The organism is Nocardiopsis sp. NRRL B-16309, assembly GCF_001279585.1.
In the GTDB taxonomy this organism is placed as follows: Bacteria; Actinomycetota; Actinomycetes; order Streptosporangiales; family Streptosporangiaceae; genus Nocardiopsis.
This window is the reverse complement of record NZ_LGEC01000126.1, coordinates 173,598-191,597: the sequence shown is the minus strand read 5'-3', so window position 1 is coordinate 191,597 and position 18,000 is coordinate 173,598. Positions and strand designations below refer to the sequence as shown.

General features: G+C 70.0%; 12 protein-coding genes. 10 read left to right on the top strand and 2 right to left on the bottom strand.

Annotated elements, in window-relative coordinates; all coding sequences use genetic code 11:
• Positions 1 to 35 precede the first annotated feature (35 nt).
• From ADL05_RS27615 to ADL05_RS27570, 10 genes are all read left to right on the top strand, one after another.
• The gene (locus tag ADL05_RS27615; protein WP_255351870.1) at positions 36 to 6,407 is read left to right on the top strand and encodes a non-ribosomal peptide synthetase; all 6,372 of its coding nucleotides are present in this window, start codon (positions 36 to 38) and stop codon (positions 6,405 to 6,407) included.
• Positions 6,408 to 6,475: 68 nt separating this feature from the next.
• Positions 6,476 to 7,750 (top strand): enterochelin esterase, encoded by a 1,275-nt coding sequence (fes, locus tag ADL05_RS27610; protein ID WP_053619943.1) that lies wholly within the window; start codon positions 6,476 to 6,478, stop codon positions 7,748 to 7,750.
• Positions 7,751 to 7,838: 88 nt separating this feature from the next.
• Positions 7,839 to 8,957 (top strand): 3-isopropylmalate dehydrogenase, encoded by a 1,119-nt coding sequence (gene leuB, locus ADL05_RS27605; RefSeq protein WP_053619942.1) that lies wholly within the window; start codon positions 7,839 to 7,841, stop codon positions 8,955 to 8,957.
• A 55-nt stretch (positions 8,958 to 9,012) separates the two neighbouring features.
• Entirely contained in the window at positions 9,013 to 10,470 is a 1,458-nt protein-coding gene (locus ADL05_RS27600; protein ID WP_053619941.1) for a pyridoxal phosphate-dependent aminotransferase, read from the top strand.
• A gap of 33 nt (positions 10,471 to 10,503) precedes the next feature.
• Positions 10,504 to 11,895 (top strand): hypothetical protein, encoded by a 1,392-nt coding sequence (locus ADL05_RS27595; RefSeq protein WP_053619940.1) that lies wholly within the window; start codon positions 10,504 to 10,506, stop codon positions 11,893 to 11,895.
• Between the two features lie 56 nt (positions 11,896 to 11,951).
• Positions 11,952 to 13,343, top strand: coding sequence for a 3-isopropylmalate dehydratase large subunit (leuC, locus tag ADL05_RS27590; RefSeq protein ID WP_197285955.1), 1,392 nt, complete (start codon positions 11,952 to 11,954; stop codon positions 13,341 to 13,343).
• Between the two features lie 14 nt (positions 13,344 to 13,357).
• Positions 13,358 to 13,966, top strand: a complete 609-nt coding sequence (leuD, locus tag ADL05_RS27585; protein ID WP_053619938.1) for a 3-isopropylmalate dehydratase small subunit — start codon at positions 13,358 to 13,360, stop codon at positions 13,964 to 13,966.
• Between the two features lie 89 nt (positions 13,967 to 14,055).
• The gene (locus tag ADL05_RS27580; protein ID WP_053619937.1) at positions 14,056 to 14,271 is read left to right on the top strand and encodes an MbtH family NRPS accessory protein; all 216 of its coding nucleotides are present in this window, start codon (positions 14,056 to 14,058) and stop codon (positions 14,269 to 14,271) included.
• Positions 14,272 to 14,325: 54 nt separating this feature from the next.
• Positions 14,326 to 14,682: a hypothetical protein gene (locus ADL05_RS27575; protein ID WP_197285952.1), complete on the top strand. Its 357-nt coding sequence runs from the start codon at positions 14,326 to 14,328 to the stop codon at positions 14,680 to 14,682.
• Between the two features lie 197 nt (positions 14,683 to 14,879).
• Complete coding sequence (locus ADL05_RS27570) at positions 14,880 to 16,064, top strand: S8 family peptidase (RefSeq protein WP_156366079.1); 1,185 nt, start codon at positions 14,880 to 14,882, stop codon at positions 16,062 to 16,064.
• A gap of 212 nt (positions 16,065 to 16,276) precedes the next feature.
• On the opposite strand, the gene ADL05_RS27565 is transcribed toward ADL05_RS27570, so the two are convergent.
• Entirely contained in the window at positions 16,277 to 16,873 is a 597-nt protein-coding gene (locus ADL05_RS27565; RefSeq protein ID WP_053619935.1) for a dihydrofolate reductase family protein, read from the bottom strand.
• Positions 16,831 to 17,778, bottom strand: coding sequence for a helix-turn-helix domain-containing protein (locus tag ADL05_RS27560; RefSeq protein WP_053619934.1), 948 nt, complete (start codon positions 17,776 to 17,778; stop codon positions 16,831 to 16,833). Before ADL05_RS27560 ends, ADL05_RS27565 begins: the two co-directional genes overlap by 43 nt.
• Positions 17,779 to 18,000: the final 222 nt, after the last annotated feature.

Here is an 18,000-nt window from a genome sequence, read left to right as displayed (position 1 = left end):
TGCCGGAGTGGCGCTCGGCCACGACTCCGCGTCCTCTGGCGGACTGCTACCCACAGACCCCCATCCAGCAGGGCCTGTGGTTCCAGAGCCAGCTCTCCCGGGGCGAAGGCGTCTACCACGTCCAGATGATCCTGCGTATCGAGCAAGAGCTGGACACCGACGCCTTCCACCAGGCCTGGGCCCAGGTCATGCACCGCCACCCCATCCTGCGCACCGGCTTCCACACGACCGAGGACGACCACGCCCTGCAACTGGTCTGGGCCGACGTCCCCGTGCCGCTCCGCACACAGGACTGGCGCGCACACTCCGCCGAGGAACAACAGGATCGGGTGGACGCCTACCTGCGCCAGGACCGCGCCGAGGGCTTCGACCCCCGGGACGTCCCCCAGTGGCGGATGATGCTGGCCCGCACCGCCGACGACGGCTACCAGCTGATCTGGAGCGCCCACCACGCGATCCTCGACGGCTGGAGCATCAGCCTCATCCTCAACGAAGCCGTCCAGTGGTACGACGCCTTCACCCGCGGCCGGCAGGTGGAGAAGGCCCCGGCGCGGCCCTACCGCGACTACGTGTCCTGGCTCGGACGCCAGGACACCGACCAGGCCGAACAGTACTGGCGCGAGACCCTGAGAGGCGTCGAACAGGCCGCCCCGCTCAACATCGCCGGCCGTCCCGACACCGATGACCACGGCCCCGTCCCACCGGCCACGGCCACCGCCCACCTCGGCCAGGACGAGACCGCGCGGCTGCAGGAGTTCGCCCAACACCACCGGCTGACACTGAACACCGTGCTCCAGGGCTGCTGGGCCCTGCTGCTCTCCCGCTACTCCGGAACCGACGACGTCACCTTCGGAACCGTGGTCTCCGGCCGCCCCGCCGAGATCGAGGGCATCGAACGCACGGCCGGCCTCTTCATCAACACCCTCCCGACGCGGGTCGCCGTGCCCGAACGGGACCGCGTCCTGGACTGGCTGCACGGCCTCCAGGAACAGGCCATGCGGATGCGCCAGTTCGACTACAGCCCCCTGAGCGACATCCAGCGCTGGAGCGGCCTGCCCGCCGACGCCTCCCTGTTCGAGACCCTCTTCGTCTTCGAGAACTACCCGGAGGACGAGAGCGAGGAGGACTCGCTGCGCTTCGCGGACGTGAGCTCGCGGGAACGGACCCACTATCCGCTCAACGCCGTGATCACCCTCGACGACCGACTCGGCATCAACCTCTTCTACGACAGCCGCCGGTTCGACGCTCGGACGATCGACGCGATGCTCGGGCACCTGCGGCAGATCTGCCGCGCGTTCGTGGCCTCGCCGCGGGACCCGCTCGCCCGGGTCTCCGTGCTCACCGAGGACGAGCACACCCGGGCCGTGGAGGAGTGGAGTTCCGACACCGTCTCCGAGGACGGGGGCGCCTTCCTGCACGAACTCGTCGAGGACCGGGTGCGGGCCACCCCGGACGCGGTCGCGGTCGTGCACGAGGACGGCCATCTGACCTACGACCAGCTCAACGTCCGCGCCAACCAGCTGGCGCACTGGCTGCGACGCAACGGGGTCGGCCCCGAGGTCCTGGTGGGGCTGTGCCTGGACCGCTCGCCGGAGTCCATCATCGGCCTGCTGGGCGTTCTCAAGGCCGGCGGGGCCTACGTCCCCCTGGACCCCCGCATCCCCGCCGACCGGATGTCGTTCGTCCTCGACGACGCGCGAGTGCACCTGTTCCTCACACAGTCGCACCTGCTGCCGGACCTGCCGACCGGGGACCTGCCGACCCTCTGCCTGGACTCGGAGTGGTCCGCCGTGGCCGCCGAACCCGTGGAGAAGCCGTCGACGGCCCTCACCCCGGAGAACCTCGCCTACATCATCTACACCTCGGGGTCGACCGGACGGCCCAAGGGCGTGATGGTCTCCCACCGGTGCATCCGGCACGTCGTGCCGTGGATCGGCCGGTACCCGTGCTTCGACAGGCCGCAGAACGTCCTGCAGGTCGCCTCGCTGAGCTTCGACTTCTCCGTCTGGGAGATCCTCCTGCCGCTGGTGACCGGCGGCGTACTGCACATCCCCAGCGGTGACACGCGGATGATCGGCACCGACCTCCACGACCTGCTGGCCGAGCGGGCGATCGAGATCCTGAGCTTCACCCCAGGCGCCCTGGCCACCCTGCCCACGGATCCGCTGCCCGACCTGAGGACCCTGGTCGTGGGTGGCGAGGCCTACTCGGCCGACCTGATCCGCACATGGGCCCCCGGCCGCGACTTCTTCAACGTCTACGGACCGACCGAGACGACGGTCTTCGCCACCGGAGCGCACACCGACGAGCACCTGGACACCATCCACATCGGCCGCCCGATCACCAACGTGCGGACCTATGTCCTCGACTCCCGCATGCGTCCCGTGCCGGTCGGCGTGCCCGGCGAGCTCTGCATCGGCGGCGTCGGCGTGACCCGGGGCTACATGAACCGTCCGGACCTCACCGCGGAGTGCTTCGTCGCCGACCCGTTCGGCACCGAGCCCGGAAGCCGCCTCTACAGGAGCGGGGACATCGTCCGGTATCTGCCCGACGGGAACATCGAGTTCGTCGGGCGGGTCGACGGCCAGGTGAAGATCCGGGGCTTCAGGATGGAACTGGGGGAGATCCAGACGGTGCTCGACCAGCATCCTCTGGTCCAGAACTGCGCCGTTCTCGCCCAACCGGACGGATCGGGCAAGCGCCTGGTCGCCTACGTGGTGCTCGACGGGGCGTCCGACGGCGCCACCGAGGGGCTCCGCGCGCACCTGAAGGAACAGCTGCCGTCGTACATGGTCCCCTCGGACTTCGTCTACCTCGACGAACTCCCCCTCACCGGCAACGGCAAGCTCAACCGGCGGGTGCTCCCGCTGCCGGGAGAGGACGCGCGCCCCGCCCTCTCCGCGAGCGTGCTGCCGCGGACCAGGACCGAGGCGCTGGTGGCCACGATCTGGGAGGAGGTCCTCGACCGCCGGCCCATCGGCGTCACCGACGACTTCTTCGGCCTGGGCGGACACTCGTTGGTCGCGGTGAAGGTCGCGGCCCGCGTCCAGCAGGCGTTCGGGGTCGAACTGCCGGTCCGTGTGCTGTTCGAGCGGCCGACCGTCGCCGGAGTCGCCGCCGAACTCGACCGCCTCGCGCGGGAACAGGACCCGCGCGAAACCGTCCCCCTCGTTCCCGTACCGCGCGACCGACCCGTCCCGGCGACGTTCGACCAGCAGCGGGTCTGGTACATGGACCGCCTGCACCCCGACAGCGCCCTGTACACGGTGGGCTGGCTGCTCCACCGGCGCTCCGCCGTCGATCCCGCGCGGCTCAGGCTGGCCCTGGAGACGCTGGTCGCGCGGCACGAGACCCTGCGGACCACCTTCCGGGAGAGCCGCGGACGGGTGTGGCAGGACATCGCCGACAGCGGGCCCGTCGTCCTGTCCGAAGCGGACCTGTCGGCGGAGCCGGAGCGACGGCGTCCGGAGTCGGTCAAGGCGCTGACGCGCGAGCTGTGGACCGAGCCCTTCGATCTCTCCGAGGGCCCGCTGTTCCGCACGCTGCTCATACACCTGTCCGACACCGAGGCGCTGCTGGCGTTCAGCGGCCACCACGCGATCGTCGACGGCTTCTCGGTGCGGATCCTCAACGAGGAACTGCTGCGGATCTACGACACTCTGGGGACCGACGACCCGGTCATGCCCGCTCCGCTGGCCGTGCAGTACGCCGACTACGCGGTGTGGCAGCAGCAGTGGCTCCAGGAGGAGCACCTGCGGCCGCACCTGCGGTTCTGGAAGGAGCACCTGGCGGACGCGCCCGCCCTGCTGTCGCTGCCCACCGACCACCCCCGTCCCGCGGTGCAGGACTACAGCGGCGCCAACCACACGTGCTCGCTGCCGGCGGAGCTCAGCGATCGGATCAGGCGGCTCAGCGCCGAGAACCGGACGACGCACTTCATCACGGTGCTGAGCGCCTTCGCGGTCCTCCTCTCCCGCCACAGCGGGCAGGACAAGGTGACGATCGGCATCCCGGTGGCCAACCGCAACCGGGTGGAGACCGAGCCGCTGATCGGCTTCCTGGTGAACACGGTGGCCCTGTGCGTGGACCTGCAGGGCGATCCGAGCTTCACGGAGGTGCTCCAGCAGGTCCGGTGGAACCTCCTGGAGGCGCAGAGCCACCAGGAGGTGCCGTTCGAGCGGATCGTCGAGGAGCTCGCACCCGAGCGCAGCCTGAGCTACAACCCGGTGTTCCAGGTGATGTTCACCGGCCTGGACCAGCTCTTCGCGGAGGCTCCCGAGGACCCGGAGCAGCCGGACTGGATCCATGAGGTCACGGACTCGGGGATCGGCGTCTCGAAGTTCGATCTCGGCCTCAGCCTCCAGCAGAGGGACGGAGAGCTGACGTTCAACTTCGAGTACAGCACCGGCCTCTTCGAGCGGGACACCGTCGCCCGCATGGGCGCTCACCTGCGCAACCTCATCGAGGCGGCCCTGGCCGCGCCCGAGACGCCCGTCGCGCGACTCGGCATGCTCTCGGCCTCGGAGCGGGCCGAGATCCTGGAGGAGCGCAACGCCACACACGACGAGGACGCCCTGCGGCCCGTGTGCCTCCACCACCTCTTCGAGGAGCAGGTCCGCGAGACTCCCGACCGCATCGCGCTGTCCTTCGAGGACCGACAGCTGAGCTATGCCGAACTGGACCGCCGCGCCAACCGTCTGGCGCGCACACTGCGCGACCTCGGCGTGGGGCCCGAGACACACGTGGGCGTCTGCGTGCACCGCTCGCTCGACCTGGTGGTCGGCCTCCTGGCTGTGCTCAAGGCGGGCGGTGCCTATGTGCCCCTGGACCCCGACCACCCCGCGGAACGGCTCGCGTTCATCGCCGACGACGCCCGTGTCCAGGTCGTCCTGGCGCAGCCGGAGACGATGGACCGCCTCGACGGCCTGGGCGAACGGGGAGTCCCGGTCATCGAACTCGGCGGCGCCGACACCTCGTGGCTGGACGCGAGCCCCGAACCCGTCGACGCGGCCGTGGGCCCGGACCACCTGGCCTACGTGATCTACACGTCCGGCTCCACCGGCAGGCCCAAGGGGGCGATGCTGTCCCACCGCGGCATCTGCAACCGCCTGCTCTGGATGCAGGACGCCTACGGTCTGCGGGCCCACGACCGCGTGTTGCAGAAGACTCCGTACAGCTTCGACGTCTCGGTCTGGGAGTTCTTCTGGCCCGTGATCGCCGGCGCACGGCTGCACGTCGCACGGCCCGAGGGGCACCGCGACCCCGCCTACCTGGCCGAACTGGTCGACGAGCAGGCCGTCAGCGTCCTCCACTTCGTTCCCTCGATGCTGCAGGCGTTCCTCCAGCAGCCGGACGTGCCCCGGCTCTGCGAGGGCGTCCGGAACGTCATCTGCAGCGGCGAGGCCCTTCCCCTCGATGTCCAGGAACGGTTCCAGGAGTCGTTGCCGCACACGCGGTTGCACAATCTCTACGGACCCACGGAGGCGTCGGTCGACGTCAGCTTCTGGGAGTGCGCGAACATCCCTGGAGCGAGCACCGTGCCCATCGGGCGGCCGGTGGCCAACACACGGCTCTACATCCTCGACGAGGCGATGGCACCGGTCCCCGACGGTGTCATCGGTGAGCTGTTCATCGGCGGGGTCCAACTCGCCCGCGGCTACGCCGGGCGCCCGGACCTGACCGCCGAACGGTTCGTCGCCGACCCCTTCGGCCCCGGTCGCCTCTACGCCACGGGTGACCTGGCCCGATACCGGTCCGACGGCAGCATCGAGTACGCGGGGCGCAAGGACCACCAGATCAAGATCCGCGGCTATCGGATCGAGATCGAGGAGATCGAGGCGGTGCTCGCCGAGCACCCGGCCGTTCGGTCGTGTCTGGTCGCCGTGCACGAGGCCGGCCCCGCCGACAAGCGGTTGATCGCCTTCCACACGGCGAGGGCGGGCCACGAGGCGGACCCCGACGACCTCAGGACCCACCTCCTCGAACGGCTTCCCGAGTACATGGTGCCCACGTACTTCGTGCCGCTGGAGGAATTCCCGCTGAGCCCGAACGGGAAGGTGGACCGCAAGGCCCTGCCCTCGCTGCCGGACATCGTGCGGCAGGCGCAGGACGAATCGGCCTACGTCGCCCCCCGGACCGACACCGAAAAGGTGCTGGCTGATCTCTGGTCGACCCTTCTCGGGTTGGACCGGGTCGGCGTCCGGGACGATTTCTTCGCCCTGGGCGGCCATTCACTCCTCGTCGCCTCCATGTCGACCGAGGTCCAGGACCGGTGGGGCATCACGCTCATGCTCCCGACGGTCTTCCAGAACAGGACGGTCGAAGCGCTGGCACACGTGATCGACCACAGCGTCGACAACGGCGACAGCGAAGAAGCCGATGCCGCGGAACTGTTCGACCTGCTCTGACGGACCACGGCGCCGACCTCGCCGCCCCCGCACCCCCGCGCCCCCGCAAGCCACGAGGAGAAAGAGACATGCTCGACCAGGAGACGTCCATCGCCAGTCCACGCATATCCCGGTTGGCGGCCGACATCGAGAACGGCGCGACCCAGGCCGTCGACGAACTGTGGGCGGAGGTCGCCGAATCGGGTGCGCCGCTGATGGAACAGGTCGGTGACGACGAGGGACGGACCCTGGTCACGTTCCTCTGGCGGGACCCGGGCGACACCGAGAACGTGCTCGTGTTCTTCTTCAGCGCACCGAGCAGCGACGACTTCAGCGAGTACCGGATGGACCGCCTCCCCGGAACCGACGTCTGGTACAAGTCCTATCTCCTGCCCTCGGAACTGCGAACGACCTATCTGTTCTCGGTCAACGACGCACTCGTGCCGTTCGCTTCGTACGCCGAGGTCCTGGAACGCCTCTCCCAGTACCGGACGGATCCCCTGAACCCCCGTGACTACACGCTTCTGGGGAACCCGAACGAGTTCCGGGTGTCCGTGCTCGAACTCCCCGAAGCCCCCAAGCAGCCGTGGAACGTCCCCCGGCGCGGTGTGCCGAAGGGGAAGAGCCACATGCGGTCGATGGACAGTTCGATCCTGCGCACCCGCCACCACATCGCCGTCCACACTCCGCCCGGATACGACCCCGGGGGCGACGACCACGACGTCCTTCTGCTCTTCGACGGCTGGTCCTACTACAACTTCGCGTCCATCACGACGGTGCTGGACAACCTGCTCTTCACCGGCCGAATCCCTCCCTACGTGCTCGTGATGCACACCAACGAGGACCAGGACGTCCGCGCTCGTGAACTGCCCTGCCACCGGCCGTTCGTCGACTTCCTGAACGAGGAGCTCATGCCGTGGGTCCACGAGAACTACAACATCACGTCGGACCCCGCGCGCACGGTCGTCGCCGGTTCCTGCTTCGGCGGCCTGGCGGCGGCCTACGCCGCGTTCGAGAGCCCTGAGCGATTCGGCAACGTCATCTCCCAGTCAGGTTCGTTCTGGTGGCCGGGAAAAGGCGTCCCGGGTGTCAAGGACGAATGGATGACCGAGCAATTCAAGAAGAGCCCCAAGCTCCCCATCCGTTTCTCGATGAGTATCGGGAGCATGGAGCAGGCCATCATGGAGTTCGACCCGATGACGACGCACCGCCACGCGCGGGACGTCCTTCAGGAAAAGGGTTACGAGGTCGACTACGTCGAATACACCGGCGGCCACGACATGGTCTGCTGGCGCGGCACCATCGTCGACCAATTGCTCTCCTTCCACCCGAGACCGGACTCCCAGCCGAAACGGCGCTCCTAGCCGCCGCCGCGGCCCGCGAGCCACCGGATCCGGGCCGGACCGGCGGAACGCGAGCCCCCGACGAGTCCGTCGACGAAAGGTTCCCCCGATGAGCAACGCCGCGATCACCGTGCTGCAGGGAGACGGTGTCGGACCCGAAGTGACCGAGCAGGCCCTGCAGGTACTGCGGGCCGTGGAAGCCGTCTACGACCATGCCTTCGTTTTCCACCAGGGCCTCGTGGGACAGGACGCCATCGCGGCCGAGGGAGCCGCCATCTCCGACGCCACGTTCGAGATGTGCGCGCGCAGCGACGCCGTCCTCTTCGGCGCGGTCGGCGGAGCGCCCTCCGGCCGGGCGGACGGCGGCCCACGGCCGGAACAGGCGCTCTTCCGCCTCCGGAAGGAGTTCGGCTTCTTCGCCAACCTTCGTCCGGTCCGGCCCGCCGAACCGATGTACGGCGCCTCTCCGGTACGGCCGGAACGGCTCAAGGGCACGGACATGGTCTTCGTCCGGGAGCTGTCGGCCGGCCTCTACTACGGACACCTGGAATCCGTTCCCGGCAAGCCCAGCGGCATCGACCGCACGGGACCGGACCCGAAGGCCGTCGACACGCTCACCTACACCGGGCAGGAGATCGAGCGTGTCGTGCGGACGGCCTTCGGGATCGCCGCCCGACGCGGTCACCGGGTGACCTCGGTGGACAAGGCCAACGTGCTCAGTTCCTCGGTCCTGTGGCGGGAGGTCGTGGAGGAGGTGGCCCGCGACCACCCCACCGTGGACCACGAGCACATGCTCGTCGACACCTGTGCCATGGAGCTGCTGAGGAACCCCGCGCGCTTCGACGTCGTGGTCACCGAGAACCTGTTCGGCGACATCCTCACCGACGAGGCGTCGGTCCTCGCGGGATCGATCGGCATGCTCCCGTCCGCGAGCCTCGGCGTGCGCCGTGTCGAGGGCGGCCTGTTCGGACTGTACGAGCCCGTCCACGGCTCCGCCCCGGACATCGCGGGCCAGGACAGGGCCAACCCCGTCGGCGCGATCCTCTCCGCCGCCCTGCTGCTGCGCCACTCCCTGGGCCTGGAACGGGAGGCCGCGGCCGTCGAGGCGGCGGTGGAGGAGGTCCTCCACCGGGGCTACCGGACGCCGGACGTCCAGGAGAGCGGCCGCACGGTGGTCGGGACCCGGGACATGGGCCGGCTGGTCCGCGACACGTTGGCCCAGGCCTGAACCGCACCACCCCCACGCACCCGTGGACCACCCGTATGCCGGAGGTTTCGCACCGATGACGCCGCACACGCCCACCCCGACGGCCGGATCCGGGATGGAGGAGCAGCACCTGCTCGTCCAGCGCGCCCGGGAGGAGACACTGCGGCGCCACAGATCGGACCGCCAGGCCGGCACGGAGCCGCCCATCCGGATCATGGCGCGCATCGTCCAGGACCTGGAACGGGACTGCGCCCGACGCGGTCTCCACCCCGCGGCCATCCGGCAGGGCGTCGTCAACCGGACGATCGGCGACATCGACCTGCGCCGTGTCAGCGAGTGCGAGGGGGAGCCGGGCGGCCCCGCGGACTACCGGACACTGGCCGAGGAACTCGGCATCGCGCTACCGGGGGAGGACCTGGGCGGATACGTCGCGCCGGGGGAGGGCCACCGGTGGCTCCGCGACCAGATGGTCAGCGCGGAGCGGACGCTCCTCGCCGCCGGATACGACCCGCGCGTGTACGACATCCACGGCGTCGGCAACCCCGTGCTGCGCGGCCTGCTGGCCGAGGACATGGGGGCGTGGGGGGTGGAGGCCTCGGCACGGCACGTCGCCCTCGGCCTGGGCGCGGCGGACTGCATCGACAAGGTCCTGCGCGGCATCGCCCACCTGGCCCGGCTCGACGCGCGGCCCCCCGGTGCCGTCCTCTTCGCCGCCCCCGGGTTCAACATCCCCGAGCTGCAGGCCGCCTCCTACGGCTACCGGCTGCACTCGGTCACGACCCGGAGCGAGGACGACTTCAAGCTGACGGCTCCGCTGCTCGCCCGGAGCCTCCAGGAGAACCCGGACATCTCCGTCGTCTACCTCACCGTGACGAACAACCCGACCACGTTCGCGTACGCGCCCGCCGAGCTCTCCGCCCTGCAGGGGGTCCTGCGGCACTTCGCCGACAGGGGACGCCGCGTCCACCTCCTCGCCGATCTGGCCTACGTCGGCACGGGCCCGCCCGACGAGGACCGGGCGCGTATGCGGAGCCTGGCCTCGGCGACCGACCTCGCCGACCGGACGATCTACGTGGGCAGCTGGTCCAAGACCCACACCCTGACCGGGGAGAGGTTCGGATGGGCCGTCTTCGGTGACGCCGGATTCGCGGCGGGCATGGGGGCGAGCTGGACGAACAGCGTGGGCTCACTTCCCGGGGAATGGCAGTTGCGCTTCATGGCCTACCACGCCCTTTTCCTGGAACGGCCCCATCTGATCGACAAGATTCGAGCACTCTACCGTTTGCGCCGATCGCGGCTTCGTCGGCAGCTCGAACTATTCGACAAGGAACACGATCTCTTCGATCAATTCTATCTTGACAATGACGCGACCATCTACAACTGGAGCAGGCTCAGACCAGGAGTGGACTGCTTCACCGTCTTCGAGAAGACCGGGATCGCCGGAATACCGGGTTCGACATTCGGTTACTCGGACGACTACATCAGATTTTCGGTCGGAATACTGCCCGTCGAGAAGGAGTCGGAGCGGGCGTGATACCGAGTGGTCATTCTTCTATAAGGAGAGGTTATGCAGAAGGATACGATCAGCTCCAGGGGCTCCGCGGCGGCGGGGTCCGGACCCGTCGATGTCCCGATGAACTTCAACTGGAACAACGAGGCGAGCACCCTCGCCCCGCTCACGACGAACATCCCCGGTGAACCGCTCGCCGCACGGTCCGCGGGCGTGGAGATCGTCTCGGAATGCCTCAGGGACGGCCTCCAGGGGATATCCGGATACCCGTCGGTCGACGAGATGGTCCGGTACCTGTCCCTGCTCGACTCGTTCGGGATCACCTACGCCTGCGTCGGGATCTTCCCCGGCAAGGCGGGCCTCCTCGACACGCGGATGAAGGAGCTTCTCGCGCGGATGAGGGAGGAGACCCCCTCCATCGTGCCCTCGGTGCTCTCCATGTGCACGGAGGAATCACTCAAATGGACCCTTGAGTGCAAGGAGATCCACCCCTCCCTGGAAGCGCTCGTGTTCATGGGCAGCGCGCCGTCCCGACGGCTCGCGCAGGGCTGGGACATGGACTTCATCCTGGACAAGCTCGACACGTTCATCCGGAAGACCGTGGACATGGGCGTCCCCGTCATCGCGGGAACCGAGCACACCACGCAGACCTCCCCGGAGGACGTCCGGGCCATCATCCGGGCCCAGGTCGAGGGCGGCGCGTACTGCATCGCCCTGGCCGACACGATCGGCACCATCCGGCCCCTCGGCACCCACCGCCTCGTGCGCTTCGTCCGGGAGGAGCTCAGGGCCCTGGGCGCACCCGACGTGAAGCTGGACTGGCACGGACACCGCGACACCGGCAACGCGCTGGCCAACGCGATGACGGCCGCGGCGGCCGGCGTCGACCGCGTCCACGTCGTCTCGCGCGGCGTCGGTGAGCGCTCCGGCAACGCCTCGCTGGAGGAGGTCGTGCTGAACCTCTCCGCCATCGAGGCGGAGGCCGGCCTGGCCCCCCGGTGGGAGATGTCGCGGCTGCTCGAACTGATCTCCTTCTACCAGGACATGGTCGGGGTCGCGCCCCCCGAGCACGGGGTCCTCGGACGGCGCTACAGCCACACGTCCTCGGGCATCCACACCGACGCGATCCTCAAGGCCCACGGCATGGCCGACCGCGCCCGGGCCCAGGGCGACCTCGCGCTGGAGGCCAGGCTGCGCGAGATGGCCTGCACCGTGTACTCGGCCGTCAACCCCGCCTCCGTCGGCGGCACCGAGTCCGTGAGCGTCAGCCCGTGGAGCGGCCAGAGCACGGTCCGGCTCGCCCACAAGAACCTCGGGGGCGATCCCGCGGACCTCACCCCGGAGGCCGTCGAGCGGACCCTCGCCCTCGCGAACCGCCTGGGCCGGGAGCTGACCCGCGAGGAGCTGGAAGAGAGCTGTGCGCGGGCGACCGCCCCGCACGGAGCCTGAAAGGTCGTTGGACGTTGGGACAGGCTGATTTGGAGGGCTCTGTGACGCCCCGAACGATGTTCGAGAAGATCTGGGACGCGCACGTGGTGCGCGACGAGCCCGGAGAGGTGCCGATGCTCTACATCGACCGGCACCTCACCCACGAAGCGACGTCGCCGCAGGCCTTCGCCGGTCTGAGGGCCCGCGGCCTCCGGGTCCACCGGCCCGAGACGGTGGTGGCCGTGATCGACCACAACGTCCCCACGGTGCCGGGACGCCGGCTCGTCGACGTCGTGGACGACCAGAGCGTGATGTGCATCCAGACCATGGAGGACAACGCGCGGGAGTTCGGGGTCGCCCTCCTGGACATGGACGACGAGGACCAGGGGATCGTGCACGTGGTGGGCCCGGAACTGGGCCTGTCACTGCCCGGCATGACGGTCGTGTGCGGCGACTCCCACACCTCCACCCACGGCGCGCTGGGCATCTTCGCGGTCGGCATCGGGACCAGCGAAGTGGAGCACGTGCTGGCCACGCAGTGCCTGCTGCAGCGCAGGCCCAAGACGATGAACATCCACATCGAGGGGACTCCGGCGCCCGGCGTGAGCGCGAAGGACATCGCCCTGTACGTGATCCGCAGGCTCGGGACCGACGCCGGCACCCACCACGTCATCGAGTTCAGCGGATCGGCCGTCCGCTCCCTGACGGTCGAGGGCCGCATGACGCTGTGCAACATGGCGATCGAGGCCGGGGCGAGGGCGGGCATGGTCGCGCCGGACGACGTCACGATCGACTACGTGCGCGGACGGCGCTTCGCACCCGCCGGCGACCTCTTCGAACGCGCGGCACGGCACTGGAAGTCGCTGGCGACCGATCCGGGCGCCCGCTACGACGCGGAGTACCGGCTGGACGTCGACGGCCTCGTACCGCAGGTGACCTGGGGGACCACCCCCGGCATGACGACCGACATCACCGGAAGGGTGCCGGACCCGGCCGCCGAGAGCGACCCGGTGGCCCGCGCCGGTGTCGAGCAGGCCCTGGACTACATGGGACTGGAGCCGGGCCAGCGCCTCCAGGACGTCAAGGTGGACACCGTCTTCATCGGGTCCTGTACCAACTCGCGCGTGGAGGACCTGCGGATCGCGGCCGACCACGTGGTCGGCAGGCAGGTCGCCGCCGGTGTCCGCGCCATCGTCGTCCCCGGATCGATGGCGGTCCGCCGCCAGGCGGAGAAGGAGGGGCTGGCGGACATCTTCCGCCGGGCGGGCTTCGAGTGGCGCGAGCCCGGGTGCAGCATGTGCATCGCCATGAACGGCGACCACCTCTCGGCCGGCGAGCGGTGCGCCTCGACCAGCAACCGCAACTTCGAGGGGCGGCAGGGGCGCGGGGGCAGGACCCACCTGGTCAGCCCGGCCACCGCCGCCGCGACCGCCGTGACGGGCAGTCTCGCCGACGTTCGCCGCATCTAGGAAGAGGGCCTGACGTGCACAAGTTCACCACCCATGTCGGTACCGCCGCGCCACTCGACCGGGCCGACGTGAACACGGACGACATCATTCCCGCGCGTTTCCTCAAGTCGATCCGGCGCACCGGATTCGGTGCGCACCTCTTCGCCAACTGGCGGTTCACCGGGGACGGGACGACGCCCGATCCGGACTTCGTGCTGAACCGGCACGGATTCGAGGACGCGAGCGTCCTCGTGGCGAACGAGAACTTCGGCTGCGGCTCCTCCCGGGAGCACGCGCCGTGGGCGCTGAGGGAGTACGGATTCCTCTGCGTCATCGCCCCGAGCTTCGCGGACATCTTCTACAACAACTGCTTCAACAGCAACATCCTTCCGATCGTCCTGGAGGCGCCGGAGGTCAGGGAGATCCTCGATGCCATCGCGCCGGGGCACGTCAGCGTCAGCGTCGACCTCCCCCGCCAGTCGGTGACGGTCTCGGGCCGCGCGTACCGGTTCGAGATCGACTCCTTCAACAAGTCCATGGTCATGGAGGGGCTGGACCACCTCGGCTGGTCGCTCTCGCACATGGACGACATCCATTCCTACGAGGAGTCCCGCAGGCGGGAAGCGCCCTGGCTCTTCTCCTGAAGGGCTCGGCTACGGCCCCACGGTCACCCGTCCGCGACCGAGCGGACGGCGAGAACGGCTTCGAACCGACAGCAGAACGGAGAACGGCAATGTCCGAAAACGAGATGAAGGTCCTCGTCAACGATGAGGAGCAGTACTCCCTCTGGCCTTCCTACCTGGACGTCCCCGCGGGCTGGGAGGACACGGGCGTCAGCGGTTCACGGGAGGACTGCCTCGCCTACGTGAAGGAGGTCTGGACCGACATGCGCCCGCGGAGCCTGCGCGAGCAGATGGCCGGGGCGGCGGGGCGGCCCTCCGGCGAGTAGCCGGACCGCCGAGTGCAGCACCACCGGCGATCACGTGTGGAGAAGTCCGTAGCGATGACAGAGGAGACCATCATGGACGAACTCGTCGAACGCCTCTCCGTGGAAGGGCGGAAGGTCGCGGTCGGCGGCCCCTCCCGCTCCGCGGAGGAGCTTGAGCGGCGCATCACCCGACTGGGCTACGTCTTCATCGAGTTCCCCGACTCGCGCGGGGGGACCGACCTGGGCGTACGCGTCGACCAGAACAGAACCGACACCAGCGGGGCGGACTTCGCGGCCGGCACCGGCACGGTCCACGTCGAGGGGACGCTGACGCTGAACTTCGTCGAGGTCCGCTGCGTGGCCGACATCGATCTGGCCACGCTCACCGGGACGGGCCGCCTGGTGGCACGTACCGAGGCGCTCGTCGAGTAGCCGGGCGCGCCCCGGGCCGCCCGGTGGTGATCGCGGATCCTCCGACGCCACCGGTGATCCCACGGCCCGGGCCGAAGACAGGACCCGCGGCGCTGCGCGAGGGGCCGAAGGAACCCCTCGCGCAGCCGCCGCCGCGCCGCGCAGCGCCGACTCTGCTCCGCGGTGGGCACCACCGGACCACACCACGAGGAGGAAGAGTGCGAACAGATCTCCCGACCGTTCGGCCCGCGAAGGCCGTCACCGCTCTCGTCATGGGCACCGCGCTCGGCGCCGGCGTACTGGCCGCCCCCGGACACGCCCAGGAGCGCGGAACCATCGTCAACGCGGAGAGCGCCGACGCGGTGGACGGCGGCTACATCGTGGAGTTCGAGGAGGGGAGCGAACCGGACGTCGCCGGCGAGTACGGCGTGCGGGTGGTCGAAGAGTACGACAGCGCTCTGCACGGTGTGCTGATCGAGGCCACGGAGGAGCAGGCCGAGCGCGTCGCGGCGGACCGGTCCGTGCGGCTGGTGGAGCAGAACACCGCCGTGCGCGTGGGCGGGCGCACGGTGACGCAGTCGGGCCCGCCCTCGTGCGGCCTGGACAGGATCGACCAGCCCTCGCTTCCGCTCGACGACTCCTACAGCTATCCCGTTCCCGGCGGCGCCGGAGTCGACGTCTACATGGTCGACACGGGCCTCGACTACGACCACCCCGACCTCCGGCCGCGTGCCGTCCCCGGCTTCGACGCCTTCGGCGGGGACGGCGGCGACGACCACGGCCACGGAACCCACATGGCCGGAGTGGTGGGCGGCACGGAACACGGGGTGGCCAAGAAGGCCAACCTGATCTCGGTGAAGGTGGTCGACGCCGAGGGCGGTGGCACCATCGACGGGCTCCTGGAGGGGATCGAGTGGATCACCGAGCGCGCTTCCGGGCCGTCGGTGGTCAACTTCGTCATCGGCCTTCCGCCCAGTGACGTGCTCGACAACGCGGTACGCGCGTCCATCGACTCCGGGATCACCTACTCGGTGGAGGGGGGCGCCGTCTCGAACGACGTGGCCGACGCCTCCCCGGCCCGGGTCGCCGAGGCCATCACGGTGGGAGCGTCCGACTGCGCCGACCAGGTCGCCCCGTTCAGCAGCTACGGTGACGGTTTGGACCTGTACGCCCCCGGTGTGGACATCACGTCCGCGTGGCCGGGCGGAGGGACGCACACCATGTCCGGAACCTCGGTCGCGGCGGCGCACGTCTCCGGTGTGGCGGCGCTCTACCTCGGACGGGACCGCCGGGCCGACCCGGAGCGGGTGGGCAGGGCCCTGGACGACGCGGCCGTCGTCGGCACCCTCACCGGTGTACCGACCGACGACACGCCCAACAAGCTGCTCCAGCAGGTGCCCTGACGGTGCTGACGGTGCTGACGACAGCGTGACCCTCGCGGACGACCGGGCGGGGTGGGGCTCCGGGGCCCCGCCCCGCCTCGGGCCGACCACCGCCCGAGGCGGTCGGCCCGAGGCGGTCGGCCCGAGGCGGTCGGCCTGAAGCGGGTGACCAGAGGCGGGCGGCCTGAGGTAGTCGGCCCGAGGCGGGCGGGGACCCACCATCCGTCCCGTCCTCAGTCGCGGACGACCTCGTACCGCAGGCAGGCGAAGGCGCCCAGGAGCTTCGCCTCCAGCGCGCGCAACCGCACCCGGCCGTCCAGCAGGGGAGCGCCCCCGCCCAGGCTCACCGGTGCGATGGACACGACGACCTCGTCGAGCAGGCCCAGCCGGGCCAGGTCCGCGGCCAGGCGGCCGCCGCCGACCACCCACACATCGCGCCCGTCCGCGGCCCCGACCATCTCGGCGTGCAGGTCCCGCAGCTCCTGGTCGCTGTCGGCGGCGGCGAAGACCAGGTTCCCCCCGACCCGCGGAAGCTCGCGATGGGTGAGGACCCACGTGGGGACCTGGTAGGGCCAGGGCTTGCCGGACTCGTGCTCCACGATCCACTCGTAGGTGGTCGCGCCCATCACGATCGCGCCCGCCCGGGCGATGAAGTCCTCGGTCTCGCCGAGGGCGGTGGCGTCCGCAGACCCCGGCTCGGGCTCCTCCACCGAGAACAGCCACTCCAGGGAGTTGTCCTGGTCGGCGATGAATCCGTCGAGGCTGGTGGCGGTGTTGTAGACGGTCCTCACGGGGTGTCCCCTCCTCGTTCGTTGCGGCTCTGCAGCCATTCCAGCGGGTCGCCGTGGCCGACCTCGGTTCCGGCGGACCGCAACATGTGCCGGACGGCCTGCCTGCGGTGCGCCGAGTACGTCAGCACGTGCGCCACGACCCCGCCCAGCACGAAGCTCTCCGGCGGGTCGCACAGGGCGTCGATGAGCCGGTCGCCCCAGGCGTCCCTGCGGCCGATGTCGTCCACGGCCGCGATCCAGCGCGCCCCCGCGTCCTCGTGGCGGGACATCAGCGACTCCGGATCGTCGGCCCCGCGCGCCGGGAAGTCCGAGCCCTCGATGGACGCGAGCCAGACCTCCTTGGCCCGCACCAGGTGTTCCAGGGTCGCGGCGATGGACTCCTCCGGTCCGTCCCAGGTCAGGACGGTCCGGCCGGGGCTCCACACCTTCCGGTAGTCCGCCTCGGGCAGCCCCGCGGCCAGGCGGAGGAGCAGCGCGGTGTCGTCCACGTCGTGGTGGACCTGGAGTGCGGTCAGATCCATGGCCGGTCGGCTCCTCGGGTTCCCCTCCACCCACAGGTGGATCGGCGGATGGAAGTGGACGCCGTTCGGAGCGGGCAGCCATCGCCCGCTTCCGGCGGTGGTGGCACCGGGCGGATGCCCGAAGGCGCGCGTGAAGGCCCGGATGAACCCCTCCACCGACGCGTATCCGGCCGCGAAGGCCGCGTCGGTGACGCTGCTGCCCTGGCCGATCTGCCAGGCGGCCCGCTCCAGCAGGACCCGTCGGCGCAGCGCCACCGGTGACTCCCCGGTGTCCCGGGAGAGCCGCCGGCTGAAGTGGAACGGTGAGGAGTGCGCGCGGTCCGCCATGTCCGCCAGCCTGGTGCTGTCCTCGTCCAGGACCGCGTCGAGCAGCTCGCGCAGGCGGTCGCGCCCGGAGGGCGGTTCGCCGGTGGGATCGGTCATGTGACCAGTATGTTCGCGCCGCGGCCGTCGCCGCTTGACCGATCTTGCCCTGTCCCGGAGGGCCCTTCGCCGGGGCCCCGTGACGAGTCGACATGGCGACGCACCCGCGTGTCGACATGTCGCCGAACCGACGAGTCCGCACACACCAAAGGCCCCGCCGGACATCCGGCGGGGCCTTCGTGCTGCTTATGAGTGTGGGCGTACCAGGACTTGAACCTGGGG

Coding starts and splice junctions, on each gene's coding strand:
- ADL05_RS27565 (WP_053619935.1), bottom strand. CDS start 16,873: ATGGCTGCAGAGCCGCAACGAACGAGGAGGGGACACCCCGTGAGGACC.
- ADL05_RS27600 (WP_053619941.1), top strand. CDS start 9,013: ATGACGCCGCACACGCCCACCCCGACGGCCGGATCCGGGATGGAGGAG.
- ADL05_RS27560 (WP_053619934.1), bottom strand. CDS start 17,778: ATGACCGATCCCACCGGCGAACCGCCCTCCGGGCGCGACCGCCTGCGC.
- fes (WP_053619943.1), top strand. CDS start 6,476: ATGCTCGACCAGGAGACGTCCATCGCCAGTCCACGCATATCCCGGTTG.
- ADL05_RS27575 (WP_197285952.1), top strand. CDS start 14,326: ATGACAGAGGAGACCATCATGGACGAACTCGTCGAACGCCTCTCCGTG.
- leuB (WP_053619942.1), top strand. CDS start 7,839: ATGAGCAACGCCGCGATCACCGTGCTGCAGGGAGACGGTGTCGGACCC.
- ADL05_RS27580 (WP_053619937.1), top strand. CDS start 14,056: ATGTCCGAAAACGAGATGAAGGTCCTCGTCAACGATGAGGAGCAGTAC.
- ADL05_RS27595 (WP_053619940.1), top strand. CDS start 10,504: ATGCAGAAGGATACGATCAGCTCCAGGGGCTCCGCGGCGGCGGGGTCC.
- leuC (WP_197285955.1), top strand. CDS start 11,952: ATGTTCGAGAAGATCTGGGACGCGCACGTGGTGCGCGACGAGCCCGGA.